Source organism: Falsiroseomonas frigidaquae (assembly GCF_012163145.1).
Lineage (GTDB): Bacteria > Pseudomonadota > Alphaproteobacteria > Acetobacterales > Acetobacteraceae > Falsiroseomonas > Falsiroseomonas frigidaquae.
Genome location: NZ_JAAVTX010000009.1, coordinates 13,949 through 29,373, shown reverse-complemented (window position 1 = coordinate 29,373; position 15,425 = coordinate 13,949). Strand labels below are relative to the sequence as shown.

Sequence of the window (15,425 nt, the reverse complement as noted above, 5' to 3'; positions counted from 1 at the left end):
TCCGTTGCCTTACGTGCGAACATGCCGTCCATCTGTCGATCCGCTCCTCTTCGTTCCGCCCGAGGCGGCCGAAGGCCACTTCTTCACCGGTTAACCACGCCCCGACTTAACCACGCCCCGACTTAACCAGCCCCGGCCTGCACCGATGACACATCTCCGCCCCTGCCGGGGTGACCGGCAGGCGGAGAGGCCGACGGAAGGGGGACGCGCCGCCATGACGGCGAGTGGGCCATATGGGCATCTGGACCCGCGCGGACACCCCTTATCGGAAGAAACTGTGACGTTGTCCCGGCTTTTCTGCATGGCTCGTCCCCATCCGTGCGAGAAGGCCTTCAACTCCCTGGTTCGGGGACCCCTTTTAGCTCCCGGTTTGGCTCATGGTCTGGCGCAGGCGTGATGCGGCTGCACCGGTGACGTGTCTACGCCATGGCCAACCTCATGGGCCGACCCCCCATTACAAGCGGGAACCGATGAACGAAGTCTTCATCAACCGGATCGCCACCGCCGTCCCGCAGCACCAGGTGCACGGCGCCTTCCGCGCCTTCGCCGCCGCCCAGGCCCTGGGACGCGATGAACGCGCCTTCGGCCGCATGGCGGAACGCGCCGCCATCACCACCCGGCATTCCGTGCTGGAGCCATCCCTGCCCGAAGGCTCCGGCACCATCTGCGGCTTCTATCGCCAGGGCGGCGCCTTCCCGACCACCCGCGCCCGCATGGCGCGCTGGGAGGCGGAGGCCCCGCCGCTGGCCGAGCAGGCGCTGCTGCGGCTCGGCATGGAGCAGGACGGCGCCGGCATCACCCACCTGATCGTCGCCACCTGCACCGGCTTCGTCGCCCCGGGGCTCGACCGCCAGATCATCGCCCGCTTCGGCCTGCCGCTGAATGTGGAGCGGACGACGGTGGGCTTCATGGGCTGCCAGGCGGCGATCAACGCGCTGAAGCTGGCCTGGCACATGGTCCGCAGCCAGCCCGGGGCGCGGGTGCTGGTGGTGTGCCTGGAACTCTGCACCCTGCACCTGCAGGACACCACGGCGCTGGAGCAGCTTCTGTGCTTCCTGCTGTTCGCCGATGGCTGCGCCGCCGCCGTGGTTTCGGCGGAGCCCGAGGGGCTGCGGCTGGATGGCTTCAGCAGCGTCGTCATCCCCGAGGCGGCGGACCAGATCACCTGGCGCATCGGCGATGCCGGCTTCGACATGACCCTGTCCGGCATGGTGCCCTTCACCCTGGCGCATGCGCTGCCGGATCTGGCACCGGTGATGCTGGCGGGACGGGGGGTGGATGAGGTGACGCATTGGGCGGTGCATCCGGGCGGCCGCTCCATCCTGGACGCGGTGGCGCATGGGCTGGAGCTGCCGGAGCAGGCGCTGGAGACCAGCAGGGCCGTGCTGGATGCGCATGGCAACATGTCCTCCGCCACCGTGCTGTTCGTGCTGGCGCGGATGCTGGCGGAGGGGCGGCCCGGCCCCGGCTGCGCACTGGCCTTCGGCCCGGGCCTGTCGGCCGAAGCGATGCGCTTCCAGGTCGCCTGACCATGCCCCGCAGCACCGCCGCCGAGATCATGGACGACCCGGGCCAGAGTGAGGCGGATTTCGACGCAGCGCTGGCCGACCTGGCGCGGATCAACCGCATGACCTTCGCCAGGGCGCCGTTGCTGCGGTTTCTCGACCGGGTGGCGGCGGCGCAGCCCGGCCAGCCGCTTTCCGTGCTCGATGTCGGCGCCGGCGGCGGCGACGCGCTGCGGGCCGTGGCCGCCTGGGGCGCGCGACGCGGCGTGGCGCTGGAACTGTGGGGGCTGGACCGCAGCCCCTGGGCGGAGGCGCATGCCATCCGCCAGGCCACGCCGGCGCGCTGGATCACCGCCGACCTGTTCGACCTGCCGGAAGCGCGCCGCTTCGACGTGGTGGTGTGCGGCCTGTTCGCGCACCACCTGGATGACGCCACGCTGGTCCGCTTCCTGCGCTGGCTGCCGGCGCATGCGCGGCGCCGCTGGCTGATCCTGGACCTGCATCGCCACCCGGTGCCCTGGGCCGCCGTCTGGGCCGGCACGCGGCTGCTGCGGATGCACCCGATGGTCTGCCATGACGGCCCGATCTCGGTCGCCCGCGGCTTCAGCCGGGCCGACTGGACGCGGCTGATCGCCGCCGCCGGCGTGCAGGCTTCCCCGCGATGGGTGCTGCCCTTCCGCTGGGCGGTGGAGGGGCCCGGCGCAGCAGGGCCGGGCGGATGAGAACGCTGATCCTCGGCGGTGGTCCGGCGGGTGCGGCTGCGGCCATCGCCCTGGGGCGTGCGGGCGCGGCGCCGCTGCTGGTGGAACGCGCCGCGCAGCCGGCCGAGAAGGTCTGCGGCGAATTCCTCGGCGCCGATGCCGCGGCGCTGCTGGCCGGGCTGGGGCTGGACCTGGCGGCGCTGGGCGCGGTGCCGATCCGGCGCGCCATCTTCGGCGCCGGGCGCCATCGCGGCGCCTTCACGCTGCCCTTCGCGGCCTGGTCGCTGCCGCGGGCCACGCTGGATTCGGCGCTGCTGCAGCGCGCCGCGGCGGCGGGGGCGGAACTGCGCTGCGGCGCTGCGGCCGTGGCGGCGGAACCCATCCCGGCCGGCTGGCGGCTGCGGCTGTCCGATGGCGCGGTGCTGGATGGCGCGCGGCTGGTGCTGGCCACGGGCAAGCATGAGATGCGCGGCCTGGCGCGCCCCGCCCCACCCGGCGCGCTCGGCCTGAAGCTGGCGCTGGATGGGGTGCAACTGGACGATTGCATCGCGCTGCTCGCCTTCGGCGGCGGCTATGCCGGGTTGCAGCCACGCGCCGGCGGCGGCGCGAACCTTTGCCTGGCTCTGGCGCCCGGCGCGTCCGGCCTGGCGCAGGCGGCGCGCGACCCGGCGGCGCTGCTGGAGATGGTCCGGCAGGGCTCCGCGCTCGCCGCCACGCTGCTGCGCGCCGCCCGGCCCGCCTGGATGAGGCCGATGGCGGTGGCGGGCGTGCCCTATGGCTACATCCACGGCGCCGGCGGCCCGGCGGGACTGTTCCGGGTGGGGGACCAGGCCTCCGTCGTGCCATCCCTCTGCGGCGACGGCATCGCCATGGCGCTGGCGTCCGGGCAGCGCGCCGGGCTGGCGATCCTGGCCGGCGGGTCGGAGGCGGCGCATCACGCCGCCTGGGCGCGGGCGGTGCGGCCGGGGATGCGGCTGGCGGGGCTGGCGGACAGGCTGATCGCAACCGCCCCGGCGGCGCTGGTCCTGGCCGTGGCCGGGCTGCCCGGCCTGGCCGGCTGGGCCGCCCGGCACACCAGGATGGGGCTGGCGTGAACCCGCCAACCCCTGAAAGGGGGTTGACCAAAGGCCGATCGGACGCCATACGGCCCGCCATCCCAGCCTGTCCCGTTCGTCTAGAGGCCTAGGACACGGCCCTTTCAAGGCTGTAACACGGGTTCGAATCCCGTACGGGGCATTCCCTTGATCCGCCGCGATAATCCTCCCGACCAGGCCGCACCGCCGCGATGCTGACCGGCACGGTTCTGATGATCCTGGCCGGCGCCCTGGCAGGCGGCTTCGTCTCAGGCCTCGCGGGGTTCGGCACCGGGCTGGTGGCGCTCGGGGTTTGGCTCATGGTGGTGGAGCCGGCGATGGCGGCGACGCTGGTCGTGCTGTGCTCCGTCGTCGCGCATCTGCTGACCATCCGCAGCGTCTGGCAGGCTGTGGACCGCGCCCGCATCTGGCCGATGCTGGCCGCCGGGCTGGCCGGGGTGCCGGTCGGCACCCTGCTGCTGGGGCAGGTCGATCCGCAGGCATTCCGCGCGGGCATCGGCGTTCTGCTGCTCGGCTTCTCCGGCTTCATGCTGCTGGGGCGCTATCGGCCGCGCCTGCGCTGGGGCGGGCGCGGGGCGGATGCGGTGGTGGGGTTCTGCGGCGGCGTGCTGGGCGGGCTGGCCGGGCTGTCCGGCCCGCTGCCGACCATCTGGGCCACGCTGCGCGGCTGGGGCAAGGATGAGCGGCGTGGCGTCTTCCAGGCCTTCAACTTCACCGTGCTTGCCGCGGCCCTGGCCTGGCATGCGGCCTCCGGCCTCATCACCCGCGATTTCGCCGCGCTGGCGCTGGTTGCCCTGCCGGGCACGCTGCTCGGCACCTGGCTCGGGGCGCTGGCCTACCGGCGGTTGAGCGACCAGCATTTCCATGAGGTGGTGCTGGGCCTGCTGGCGCTGTCCGGCATATCGCTGGTCGCTTCCAGCCTGTAGCCCGGCCCGGCGGGTGAACCGACCCGGCGGGGCGGCGTTGCATGGCGACGCGGTGCCGTGGCCGGTGCCGCACGCAATGGCAGGAGGAACCTCCCATGGGTCTGTTCTCGAAATCCATCAAGTCGCTCGATGACCTGTTCGTCCACACGCTGCAGGACATCTATTACGCCGAGCAGCAGATCGTGAAGTCGCTGCCGAAGATGATCGACAAGGCAACCAACCCGCAGCTGAAGCAGGGCCTGCAGGCGCATCTGACGGAAACCGAAGGCCAGATCCGGCGGCTCGAGCAGGTGTTCGAGATGCATGGCCAGCCGGTGAAGGGCACCACCTGCGCCGCGATGGACGGCATATTGGAGGAGGCCAAGGACATCCTCGGCACCGCCAACGACAACGATGTGCTCGACGCCGCCATCATCTCCTCCGCCCAGGCGGTGGAGCATTACGAGATCACCCGCTACGGCACGCTGGTGTCCTTCGCCAAGGAACTCGGCCGCAACGACTGTGCGGCGGTGTTGCAGCAGACGCTGGACGAGGAATACGCGGCCGACCGCAAGCTGACCTCGATCGCGGAGAGCCGCGTCAACAAGGCGGCGGCATGAGGCCCGCCGCGGCGGGCGGCATCCCTCTCGCCGCGGCGCAGGAAGGGTGAATACGGCTCAAGGAATGGATCAGCTTTTCCGGAAGATGGTGGCGACGCGCGCGATGCCCGTCTGGGCGCGCTATGGCGCCACCACGATGATGGTGCTCGCCTGCCTGGCACTGCGACTGGCCTTGCTCGGACGGGATCCGGCGATGCCCTACCTGATGTTCCTGCCGGCGATCATGGGGGCGGGCATCGTCTTCGACCGCGGCACCGGCGTCTACGCCTCGCTGCTCAGCGCCGGGCTGGCGGTCTGGTTCTTTGTGCCGCCGGCCTTCTCCTTCCTGATCGCAGAGCCGACGGCGCTGGTGGAGCTGTTCGTCTTCCTCGCCATCGCCCTGTTCACCGCGACGCTGCTGGAAGCGCTGCACCGCGCGCTGAGCAGCCTGGCGACGGAGCGGGCGGAACTGGCCAGCGCCAATGCCAGCCTGCGCAACACGGCAGCGCAACGCGGCACGCTGTTGAGCGAATCCGTGCATCGCGCTCGCAACGACCTCCAACGCCTAGCGGCCACGCTGCGACTGCAGGCCGGTTCCTCGAAGGAAGCCGCCGCGCGCGACGCGTTGAACGACGCGTCCGCCCGCATCGCCGCGCTGGCGCGGATCAACGGCCGCCTCGACCGGCACCGGGAGGAGGATGGCCGCGCCGAGGTCGAAAGCCGTGGCTACCTGGAAGGCCTGATCGGCGACCTCGACGATGCCGCGGTGGACATGCGGCCAATCGCCCTGACGGTTTCCGCCGAGAGCACGGTGCTGCCGATGGCGCGTGCCGTCGCGATCGGCCTCATCGTCAACGAGCTGGTCGGCAACGCCCTCAAATACGCCTTCCCGAACGACATGGAGGGCCGCGTGGACGTGGTGTTCCGGCGTGAGGGGAATGAGTTCGTGCTGATCGTGCAGGACAATGGCGTGGGCACCAGCCCGGGCTCACCGCCTCTGGGTAGCGGCCTTGGCATGCGGATCAGCCGTGCGCTTGCCGGCCAGCTTGGCGGCAAGCTGGAAGTCGCGCCATCCGCGCCGGGGACGGACCGCCCGGGCCTGGCCAACTCCCTGCGCTTCCCCGCGGGCTGACAGCCGCGGCCACCCGCCCTGCGGAAGCCGCGGCGGCCGCAGATGATTCACCCGGCCGTTGATCAGGCCGCCTGTTCCACGCGCCGCCCATTTCGTCGGTACCGGAAACTTCGGCGGGCGATCGGCTTTCTTGGCACGTATCGAGACAGGATCGGCAAGCGTTGCGGCACGAACCGCAGGAAAATCGGGAGCGTCCCCGAAGCGGACGCGAGAAGGAGCTCCTGCGGCAGCAGGAGGTTCTGGTGCGCTTCGGCGAACTCGCATTGCGGTGCGACGACCTCGATCACATCCTGGAACAGGCGAGCCTTCTGGTCCGTGATGCGCTGGGCTCGGACCTGGCGAAGGTCATGGAGCTGCAGGAGGACGGCGAAACCCTGCTGGTCCGCGCCGGCGTGGGCTGGCCGCCAGGGATCGTCGGCCAGGTGCGGGTCAAGGCGGAGCGGGGATCGTCGGAGGGATTCGCGCTGCGGAAGGGCGAGCCGGCCGTCTCGCCGGACATCGATGCGGAAGAGCGCTTCACCTACCCAGCTTTCATCCGCGACACCGGGGTGCGAGCCCTGGTCAACGTCATCATCATCGGCGGCGAGGGGCGCCCGCCCTATGGCATCCTGCAGGTGGACAGCCTGCGGCCGCGTGAGTTCAGCGACACCGACATCAGCTTCCTCCGCAGCTATGCCAACCTGCTGGCCGCGGCGGTGGACCGCCTGCGCGTCGCCGCGGAGCAGGAGGCGGCGCAGCAGGCGCTGCGGGAGAGCGAGGACCATCATCGCGCCTCTGTCGAGCTGAACCCGCAGATCCCGTGGACCGCCGACGCCAACGGCCGCATCACCGGCTTCAGCGACCGGTGGCTGGATCTCACCGGGCAGACGCGTGAGGAAGCGCTGCGGACCAGCTGGCGTGATTCGCCGCATCCGGAGGACCGCGAGAGGCTGGAGGGCGCCTGGCGCAACGCGGTGCGCAGCGGGCAGCCCTTCGACATGGAGGCGCGCATCCGCACCGCCTCCGGCGACTATCGCTGGCTGCGCGCGCGCGCCGCGCCGCGACATGGGCCGCAGGGTACCATCGTCGGCTGGTACGGCACCCTGGAGGATATCGAGGACCGCAAGCGGCTCGAGAACGCCCTGCACGCGCTGAACGACGCGCTGGAACAGCGCGTGATCGAACGCACCGAGGCATTGGAACGCGAGCAGCAGCAGCGCGCGGCGGCGGAGGAGAAGCTGCGGCAGGCGCAGAAGATGGAGGCTGTGGGCCAGCTCACCGGCGGCATCGCGCATGACTTCAACAACCTGCTGACCGCCATCATCGGCAGCCTCAGCTTCATGGAGAAGCGGCGCGCGCAGGGCCGGATCGGTGAGCTGGACCGCTACATCGCCGCCGCGCAGAGCGCCGCCAAGCGCGCCGCGGCGCTGACGCACCGGCTGCTCGCCTTCTCCCGCCGGCAGACGCTGGACCCGCGGCCGACGGACATCAACCAGCTGGTGCGCGGACTGGAGGAGATGATCCGCCGGACCGTCGGGCCGGAAGTCGAAGTGGAAGTCGCGCTGCGGGCGGGGCTGTGGACCGCGCTGGTGGACCGCAACCAGATGGAGAACGCGCTGCTGAACCTTTGCATCAATGCGCGCGATGCGATGCCGGATGGCGGGCGACTGCGGATCGAGACCGCGCATGCCTGGGTGGACCCCCTGATGGCGGAGGAATGGGACCTGACGGCCGGCGCCTATGTCACCCTCACCGTCACCGATACAGGCACCGGGATGCCGCCCGAGGTGGTGGAACGCGCCTTCGATCCGTTCTTCACCACCAAGCCGCTGGGCAAGGGCACCGGGCTCGGCCTGTCGATGATCTACGGCTTCGTGCGGCAATCCGGTGGCCATGTGCGGATCGACTCCGCGCCAGGGCAGGGCACCAGCGCCGTGCTGTACCTGCCACGCCACAGCGGGGCGGCGGCGGCGGCCGAGGCGCCCCCTGGCGCGACCATGGCGGCCGCGGCGGCGCCTGGCCGGACGGTGTTGGTGGTGGATGACGAGCCCGCGATCCGCAGCCTGGTGACGGAGGTACTGGAAGACATGGGCTGCAGCACGCTGCAGGCCGCGGACGGCGCCACCGGACTGAACGCGCTGCGCGCCGCGGGCCAGGTGGAACTGCTCGTCACCGATGTCGGCCTGCCGGGCGGCATGAATGGGCGCCAGGTGGCGGAGGCGGCGCGGGCGCTGCGTCCCGGACTCAAGGTGCTGCTGATCACCGGCTACGCCGAATCGGCCGTGATCGGCGAGGTGGCGCTGGAGCCGGGAATCGAGCTGCTGACCAAGCCCTTCGTGATGGATGATCTGGCACGCCGGATGCGCCGGATGCTGGCTGCGTAATCACCGCCTCGTCATGCGTCGCCCGCGGCGTCGGCGCGTTCGCTGCGCGGTGCCTGCCGCTGGCGGGACCGCCCTAATGCAGAATACGGAGAGCGCCATGCAGGAGAACATCCGCGAGATCTATGTCTCGGGTCTGGTCAACGCCCGCGCCCTGGAGACGCAGGCCATCCAGTTGCTGTCGCGCCAGGTGGAGCGGCTGGAGAACTACCCGGAGGTGGAAGCACAGCTGCGGCGCCACATCCAGGAAAGCGAGGTGCAGCGCGACCGGCTGGATGAGCTGCTCAGCTCGCTTGGCACTTCACACTCCGCCTTCAAGGACATGGTGACTGGGTTCATGGGCAACATGGCCGCGGCCGGGCATGTGGTGGCGCCGGACGAGGTGCTGAAGAACCAGATCGCGAACTACGCCTTCGAGCATTTCGAGATTGCCAGCTACCGCTCCCTGATCACGCTCGCGGAACTTGCCGGCCACGCCGCCGCGCATGCGCCGCTCGATCTCTCGCTGAGGGAGGAGGAACGCATGGCGCAGTGGTGCCACGACAACCTCGATACGGTGACACGGCGCTACGCGAGCCTGCGAACCCGCGGGGAAACCGCAGGGGTGTAGTCGGTTCAGGCGGCGGCTTGGTGCAGGCTCGCCGGCAGCTCCAGGCAGGCCTCGGTACCGCCGCCTTCCGCCGCACGCAGCCGCAGCCGTCCGCCATGCGCGGCGGCGACGCGGGTAACGAGGGCGAGGCCCAGCCCGGCGCCCGGCCAGCTGCGGGTAAGCGACATGTCCGCCTGCAGGAAGGGTGTGCCGATCTGTTCCTCCAGCCCGACCGGCAGGCCGGCGCCGTGGTCGCGGACCAGCATGTCGACCCCGCCATCCGGCCGTACCGAGCAGCCAAGCTCGACGGTACCGCCGGACGGGGATGCCTTGATGGCGTTGTCCAGCAACTGGCCCACGGCGGCGGCCAACAGGCGGAGGTCGCCGGCCACCAGGGCCTGCGCCTCGCCATCCGCCAGTTCCAGCCGGACGTCATGCGCCTTCGCGTGCATCGCCTGTGCGGCGAGGACCCGCGCCAGCAGGCGCGACGCCGGCTCCGGCAAGCCCGTGGTCAGGCCGCGCCCATGCTCGAGCGCGACGATGTCCAGCGCGCTCTCGATCAGCGACAGCAGGCGCTGTGCGCCGGACTGGATCAGCCTGCCGTAGTCGCGGACCTCGGCCGCCGGCAGCGCCGTGCCGCCGGCCAGGATCTCGGAAAAGCCGAGGATGGGAATGAGCGGCGTTCGCATCTCGTGCGAGATCACCGCCAGAAGGTCGCTGCGCATGCGCTGGCTGGCAACGAGCGCACTCTGCACGTCGTCGAGCCGTGCGGCGGAGGCGTTCAGGCGGTCTGCCAACCGTGCACGCTCAGCCTCCGCCGCGCCGATGCGGATCTCAACCTCGGCATCGCGCATCGCGCGCGCGCGCCGCTCCTGGCAGCTTGCGAGTGCGCGTTCCACCACCGCGGCCACCTCGCTCAGGCGTAGCGGCTTCTGCACCAGGTCGAAGGTGCGGGCGCGCAGCGCGCCGAGTGCGACATCGGCCGTGGCGCCGCCGGTCAGCAGCACGACCTCCAGCGCGCGCGCTTCCTCCCGGTCGCGCAGCAATTCCTCGGCAAGCGCCAGGCCGGTCTGGCCCGGCATGCGGACATCGGAGAGCAGCACGCCGATGGTCTCGTCGGCATCGATGGCGGCCTTGGCGGCGGCCGCGTCGGGTGCGCCCCTGACGTCGAAGCCACGCTGCGCCAGCGCCCGCACCAGCAGCTCGACGATCTGCCTCTCATCATCCACCACCAATATGCTGAGCGGTGGCGGCATGGCCGGCGCGGTCGTCGTCGCGGGATCGGCGGGGGCGGTGTCCATCACCAGACGAGCCGGTAGCCCCGGCCGCGCTGCGCCGCGATGGTCATCTGCCCGGCGGAGGCAGCAAGCAACTTCTGCCGGAGGTTGGAGGCGAGCTGGTCAACCCCACGCTGCTCCGGCAGCAGCTTGCGTCCCAGCACGCGCTGCGAGATCGTCGCCCGGTCCGCCAGGTGGTCCGGCTCGGTCAGCAGCAGGGCCAGCAGGCCGGCCTCCGCACCGGTCAGCCGCGTCTCATTGGAATCCGCGGCCACCAGCCGGAATCGCGATGGTTGCAAGGAAACGCCGGCAATGGTCCACGCGGTCGGTTCTGCGATGGTCGCGCCCGGCGTCCACTCCGGGTCGTGCGGCATCGGCGCGCTGGCCTGCGCCTCCTGCAATCCATTGCGCGGGGCGTGAGGTGCCGCAACGGGCGTGACCGAATCGAGCCGCCGGCTGAGCGCGCGGACGCGCGCCACCATCTCCCGCAGCGAGAAAGGTTTGGTGAGGTAGTCGTCGGCGCCGACCTCGAGCCCGATCACGCGATCGACCTCCTCGGCCCGGCCGCTGACGACGATGATGCCGAGATCGGCACAGGCGGCAGCCTCACGGACGAATGCGATGCCGTTGCCGTCGGGCAGGCCGAGATCGGCGATGACAAGGCGCGGGTTGTCGCGGTGCAGCCGCAGCCGGCCCTCGGCGAGGGTGCTGGCGGTGACGGTTTGCCAGCCATCCCGCGCGAGCGCCGTGCAGATGGTCGCGGCCACTGCGGCGTCATCCTCCAGCACCAGGACGGGCCTTTGCTGCCTGGTCATGTCGCCCGTCGGAATGGGGCTGGGGGTTAAATAGGCTGCCACGGGCGCTCCCCCTGTTTCGTAAGCAAGCGGCACCGTTAAATGTATGGCCCGAAGGCTGACATGTCCAACCTGCAGGCGATTTGCTCTCCATAAATTTGAACACCGATCCACCTTGGCGAAACAATGTCATCCACCGCAACCTTGATGCATGGCCGGGTCGTCACTCATCGGAAGACGCGAAGAACGGCCTGTCGCGCCGGCTGCCGGCGGAATCGAGCGCCTCGCGGATCTTCTCCGCGAGGTCCCGCCGCCGGTAGGGCTTGTTCAGCAGCAGCACGCCCGGATCGAGCCTGCCATGGTGGACGATACCATTCTGCGTGTAGCCGGATGTGAACAGCACGCGCAGCCCGGGGTGAATGCGCCGGGCTTCCTGCGCCAGTTCCGGCCCATGCATGCCGCCCGGCATCACCACGTCCGTAAACAGCAGGTCGAAATCCGCCTGCTGGAGCAGTGCCTCAATCGCTTCTGTCGCGTGGCTCGCCACCACCACGCGGTAGCCCAGGTCCCGCAACTGCGCCGCGACATGGTCGCGCACCAGCGGATCATCCTCGACCACCAGCAGCTTCTCCGGCCCGCCCTGCAGCACGCCGCCCTCACTGGTGCGGAGACTGCGTGCCGAGGATATCGCGGCACGCGGCAGGTACATCTTCACCGCGGTCCCGTGGCCGGCCTCGGAATAGATCTTCACGTGCCCACCCGACTGCTTCATGAAGCCGAACACCATGCTGAGCCCGAGGCCGCTGCCCTGGCCGACCTCCTTGGTCGTGAAGAACGGCTCGAAGGCCCGCGCGGCAACTTCGGGCGTCATGCCGCTGCCGGTGTCGGAGACGGCGATCAGCACATAGGCGCCTGGCGCGACCTCGCCCTCCGCTTCCGCATAGGCGTCATCGAGATGCACATTGGCCGTCTCGATCACCAGCTTGCCGCCCGCGCCCATCGCGTCGCGCGCGTTGATGCACAGGTTCAGCACCGCGTTCTCCAGCTGCGGCGGGTCGATCAGCGCCTGCCACAGTCCCGGCGCGCTGACGATCTGGATCTCGATATGCTCGCCCAGCGTCCGCTGCAGCATCTGGTACAGATCCCCCAGCAGGCGGCTGACGTCGATGACCTTGGGATCGAGTGCCTGGCGGCGGGAGAAGGCGAGCAGCCGGCTGGTGAGTGCGGAGCCGCGTTCCGCCGCCGCCATGTTCATCGCAGCCATCTGGCGAAGATCCTCGTCATGCGGGAGGCTTTCGGCGAGCATCTCCGAATTGCCCAGGATCACGGTCAGCAGGTTGTTGAAGTCGTGCGCCACGCCGCCGGTGAGCTGGCCGATCGCCTCCAGCCGCTGCGCCTGGCGCAGCTTCTGCTCCAGGTCCAACCGCTCGGTGATGTCGGTGTTGACGGCGAGAATTGCGCGCGGCCCGCCATCCTGGTCGCGCACCAGCGACCACGCGCCTTCCACCATCAGGCGCGAGCCATCCTTGCGGAGTTGCTCGATCTGCCCGTTCCATTCGCCCTGCGCCAGAACCGCCGCGGTTGCGGCGCGGAAGGCCAGGGTCTCGTGGTACATCAGGTCCACGACGGATTGCCCGACCGCTTCCTTCGCGGTCCAGCCATAGAGGCGTTCCGCGCTGCGGTTCCAGTACAGGACGCGGTGGTCGGTGCCGCAGACCAGGATCGCGTCCCGCGCCTGGTCGAGCAGCGCCGCCTGCTGCTCAAGCTGGATCTGTGCGTGCTTGCGCTCCGTGATGTCACGTTCGACCGAGACCCAGTGCGTGAACACCCCGCGGTCATCGGCGACCGGCACGATGTCCAGCTCGAACCACAGCTCCTGCCCATCCTTGCGATATCTCAGCAGCTCCGCGCGGATCGGCTGGTGCGCCGTCAAGGCGGCCTGGATGCGTGCCAGCTCCGCGGCATCGGTCCTTGGGCCCTGCAGCATGCGCGGCGTCAGGGTGGTGATTTCCTCGGCACGGAATCCGGTGAGGCGCTCCAGCGCATCGTTGATGAACAGGGTGCGCGGACCACCCGGCCCGGCCGGCCCGGCTTCCGCGATCATGATGATGTCGTTCAGCTTGTTTGCCGCCACCTCCAGCAGCCGCAGGCGTTCCTCGCGCTGGTGCTGGGCGGTGATGTCGCGGAAATAGACGGTCAGCCCCCGCCGCGCCGGATAGACGGTGACGTCGAACCAGGCGCCGAGCGTGACGAAGAAATACTCGAACCGCCGCGTCCGCCGCTCCTGCGTCACCAGGCGGAGTTGTCGCTCCGCTTCAGTGCCTGCCGCCTCGGGGAAGGAGTCCCAGATCACCTGGCCGATCAGCGTAGCGGCGTTGCGCCGCAGCAGACCCTCGGCATGGGCGTTGACATGCGTGAATCGCCATTCGCGATCCAGCGTGAAGAGACCATCGCTGATGCTCTCGAAAGTCGCGTCCAGCTCCGCCGCCAGATCACGCGCCTCGGCTTCCGCGCGCAGCCTTTCGGTCAGGTCCCAGACCACGACAAGCCGCGCCTCGCGCCCGTGGAACGTGATCATGCGCGCCAGGATCTGGACCTGTCGGATCCTGCCGCTGGCGGTGCGGTGCGGCCAGGGGCCGCTGACGCGCCGTCCCGTGAAGTCTTGCCGCGCCAGACTGTCCACCAGCTCACGCTCTTCCTCCGGCCGGACATCGAGCACGGACATGCGGAGGAACTGCTCTCGCGACCAGCCATAGGCCGCGACGGCTGCGTCGTTCACCTCCAGGAAGGCAAGCGTGTCCTTGTCGAACACCCACATCGGCGCCGGGTGCTGGTGGAACAGGTCGCGGAATGCCGCTTCGCTTTCGGTCAGCGCCTCCGTCTCCGCGCGCTGGGCGGAGATGTCGCGCTGGATCGACATCCAGTGCGTCCGCCAGCCAGTGTCGTCCACGACAGGCGAGATGTTGAGCTCGACCCAATAGGGCGAGCCGTCGCTACGGCGGTTGAGAATCTCCTGCCGGATCGGCCGGCCTTCGGACAGGGCGGCGCGGATCTCCTGGCGTGCCTCCGGCGCCGCATCGGCATGCGTCAGCATGCTGGGCGAATGGCCCGTTACCTCCGCCGCGCTGTAGCCGGTCTGGTGCAGGAAGGCGTCGTTGACGTAGCGGATGCGAAGCCCCGGCGCGCCGCCGGGCATGATGTCGCTGATCACGACAGGCTCGCTGCTGGCATCCACCACGCGGCGGAACAGCTCCGTCTCCTCCGCGTCGCGCAGCCGGCGCAGCAGCGGGCGCAGCGTGCCGGCCGCCTCCTGCAGCCGCTCCGCCATCGCCGGCAGGTCGGTGCGCCCCGGGCCGTAGCCGAGCGCGCAGCAGTAGCGTTCCTCACCGACGGAGGTAGGCGTGAGGATCATCGCCGTCATGCCGCGGGCCGCGGACATCGCCGCCCCCGGCAGTTGCTGCATCAAGGCAGGCGTCAAATCCGCAACCAGAATCTGCCGGTCCTCGCGGATCGCCCGGCCGGCGGCGGTGTTGTCGATGGTCAGCGCCAGCGCGCGCAGCCGGGCGAGATGCGCCGGATCCGCCAGCGCGCCGCTGCCCTGCGCGGCGACGAGCTGCAGGTGGTGGCCGTCCGGTGCCAGCCGGAAGAACAGGCACAGCAGGCTGTCCGTGTCTTCGCGCAGCGCCGTCATCGCCGCGTCGATCGCGGCCTGGAAGGTCGGCGTCTCCGCCACGCTTCGCAGCAGCCTCTCGCGCAGCGCGGCGCGCGCCATCTCCCGGTCGCGCGCCAGGATCTCCCGCCGCAGTTCCAGCTGCGCCATCACCGCCGCGGCCAGATCCTGCAGCGCCCGGGTCTGGGCCGCGTCCAGCGGCGGGCGCGGCACCGTATCCATGACGCAGAGCGTGCCGAGCGGCTGGCCCTCCGGCGTCAGCAGCGGGACGCCGGCATAGAACCGTATGCCCTTCTCCGAGAGCACCAGCGGATTGTCGGCGTGGCGCGGGTCCTGCGTCGCATCCGGAACCTGGTGGATTCCCGCGCCATGGATCGTCGTGTTGCAGAAGGCGATGGCGCGCGGCGCCTCATCCAGCGAAATGCCAAGCTTCGCCTTGAACCACTGGCGGTCCGCATCGATGAAGGACACGAGCGCAATCGGCACGTCGAACAACTGCGCGGCCAAGCGCACGATGTGGTCGAAGGTCGAATCCGGCTGCATATCCAGCACCGCATAGCGGTTCAGCGCAGCAAGGCGCTCGACCTCATGCTCCGACATCGCCGGTTCGGTGGGCGGGCGCGGCAAAATGGTGATCTCCGGAGCTCAGGCGCCCGTGTCATACAAGAATGTCGCAGGTTTCGGGCCGCCCGAGTAGCGACAGACGATATCCTGCCATCCCCGCAGGTCAATCGTTTCCTGGCTTGGCGGCCAGTTGGATTTTGTAGGGCAATGTCAGCGGCAGCCCCATTTCCGCGTG

The 15,425-nt window shown here is 70.1% G+C and carries 11 protein-coding genes and 1 tRNA gene; 9 read left to right on the top strand and 3 right to left on the bottom strand.

Going from position 1 to position 15,425, the window contains the following annotated elements; translation table 11 throughout:
- Positions 1-470: 470 nt before the first annotated feature.
- The 9 genes from HB662_RS26275 (at position 471) to HB662_RS26235 (ending at position 8,906) form a co-directional block, all read left to right on the top strand.
- Complete coding sequence (locus HB662_RS26275; protein ID WP_168054575.1) at positions 471-1,529, top strand: type III polyketide synthase; 1,059 nt, start codon at positions 471-473, stop codon at positions 1,527-1,529.
- A gap of 2 nt (positions 1,530-1,531) precedes the next feature.
- A complete protein-coding gene (locus HB662_RS26270) occupies positions 1,532-2,227 on the top strand; it encodes a methyltransferase domain-containing protein (RefSeq protein WP_168054573.1) in 696 nt (231 codons plus the stop codon).
- Positions 2,224-3,300 (top strand): NAD(P)/FAD-dependent oxidoreductase, encoded by a 1,077-nt coding sequence (locus HB662_RS26265; RefSeq protein WP_168054571.1) that lies wholly within the window; start codon positions 2,224-2,226, stop codon positions 3,298-3,300. Before HB662_RS26270 ends, HB662_RS26265 begins: the two co-directional genes overlap by 4 nt.
- A 69-nt stretch (positions 3,301-3,369) precedes the next feature.
- Positions 3,370-3,442, top strand: a tRNA-Glu gene (locus tag HB662_RS26260).
- A gap of 49 nt (positions 3,443-3,491) precedes the next feature.
- Positions 3,492-4,226, top strand: a complete 735-nt coding sequence (locus HB662_RS26255) for a sulfite exporter TauE/SafE family protein (RefSeq protein WP_168054569.1) — start codon at positions 3,492-3,494, stop codon at positions 4,224-4,226.
- A 95-nt stretch (positions 4,227-4,321) separates the two neighbouring features.
- On the top strand, positions 4,322-4,825 hold the full coding sequence (locus HB662_RS26250; protein ID WP_168054567.1) for a YciE/YciF ferroxidase family protein: 504 nt from the start codon (positions 4,322-4,324) through the stop codon (positions 4,823-4,825).
- Between the two features lie 64 nt (positions 4,826-4,889).
- Positions 4,890-5,936, top strand: coding sequence for a sensor histidine kinase (locus HB662_RS26245; RefSeq protein WP_168054565.1), 1,047 nt, complete (start codon positions 4,890-4,892; stop codon positions 5,934-5,936).
- Positions 5,937-6,178: 242 nt separating this feature from the next.
- A complete protein-coding gene (locus HB662_RS26240; protein WP_209443490.1) occupies positions 6,179-8,299 on the top strand; it encodes an ATP-binding protein in 2,121 nt (706 codons plus the stop codon).
- Between the two features lie 97 nt (positions 8,300-8,396).
- On the top strand, positions 8,397-8,906 hold the full coding sequence (locus HB662_RS26235) for a ferritin-like domain-containing protein (RefSeq protein WP_168054563.1): 510 nt from the start codon (positions 8,397-8,399) through the stop codon (positions 8,904-8,906).
- Positions 8,907-8,911: 5 nt separating this feature from the next.
- Here the strand turns inward: HB662_RS26235 and HB662_RS26230 are convergent, their stop codons facing one another.
- The 3 genes from HB662_RS26230 to HB662_RS26220 form a co-directional block, all read right to left on the bottom strand.
- Positions 8,912-10,186, bottom strand: a complete 1,275-nt coding sequence (locus HB662_RS26230; protein WP_168054561.1) for a hybrid sensor histidine kinase/response regulator — start codon at positions 10,184-10,186, stop codon at positions 8,912-8,914.
- Positions 10,186-10,977 carry a response regulator gene (locus HB662_RS26225; RefSeq protein ID WP_408871683.1) on the bottom strand — a complete coding sequence of 264 codons (792 nt, stop codon included), beginning with the start codon at positions 10,975-10,977 and terminating at the stop codon, positions 10,186-10,188. Before HB662_RS26225 ends, HB662_RS26230 begins: the two co-directional genes overlap by 1 nt.
- A gap of 202 nt (positions 10,978-11,179) precedes the next feature.
- Positions 11,180-15,253: a PAS domain S-box protein gene (locus HB662_RS26220; protein ID WP_168054558.1), complete on the bottom strand. Its 4,074-nt coding sequence runs from the start codon at positions 15,251-15,253 to the stop codon at positions 11,180-11,182.
- Between the last annotated feature and the right edge of the window lie 172 nt (positions 15,254-15,425).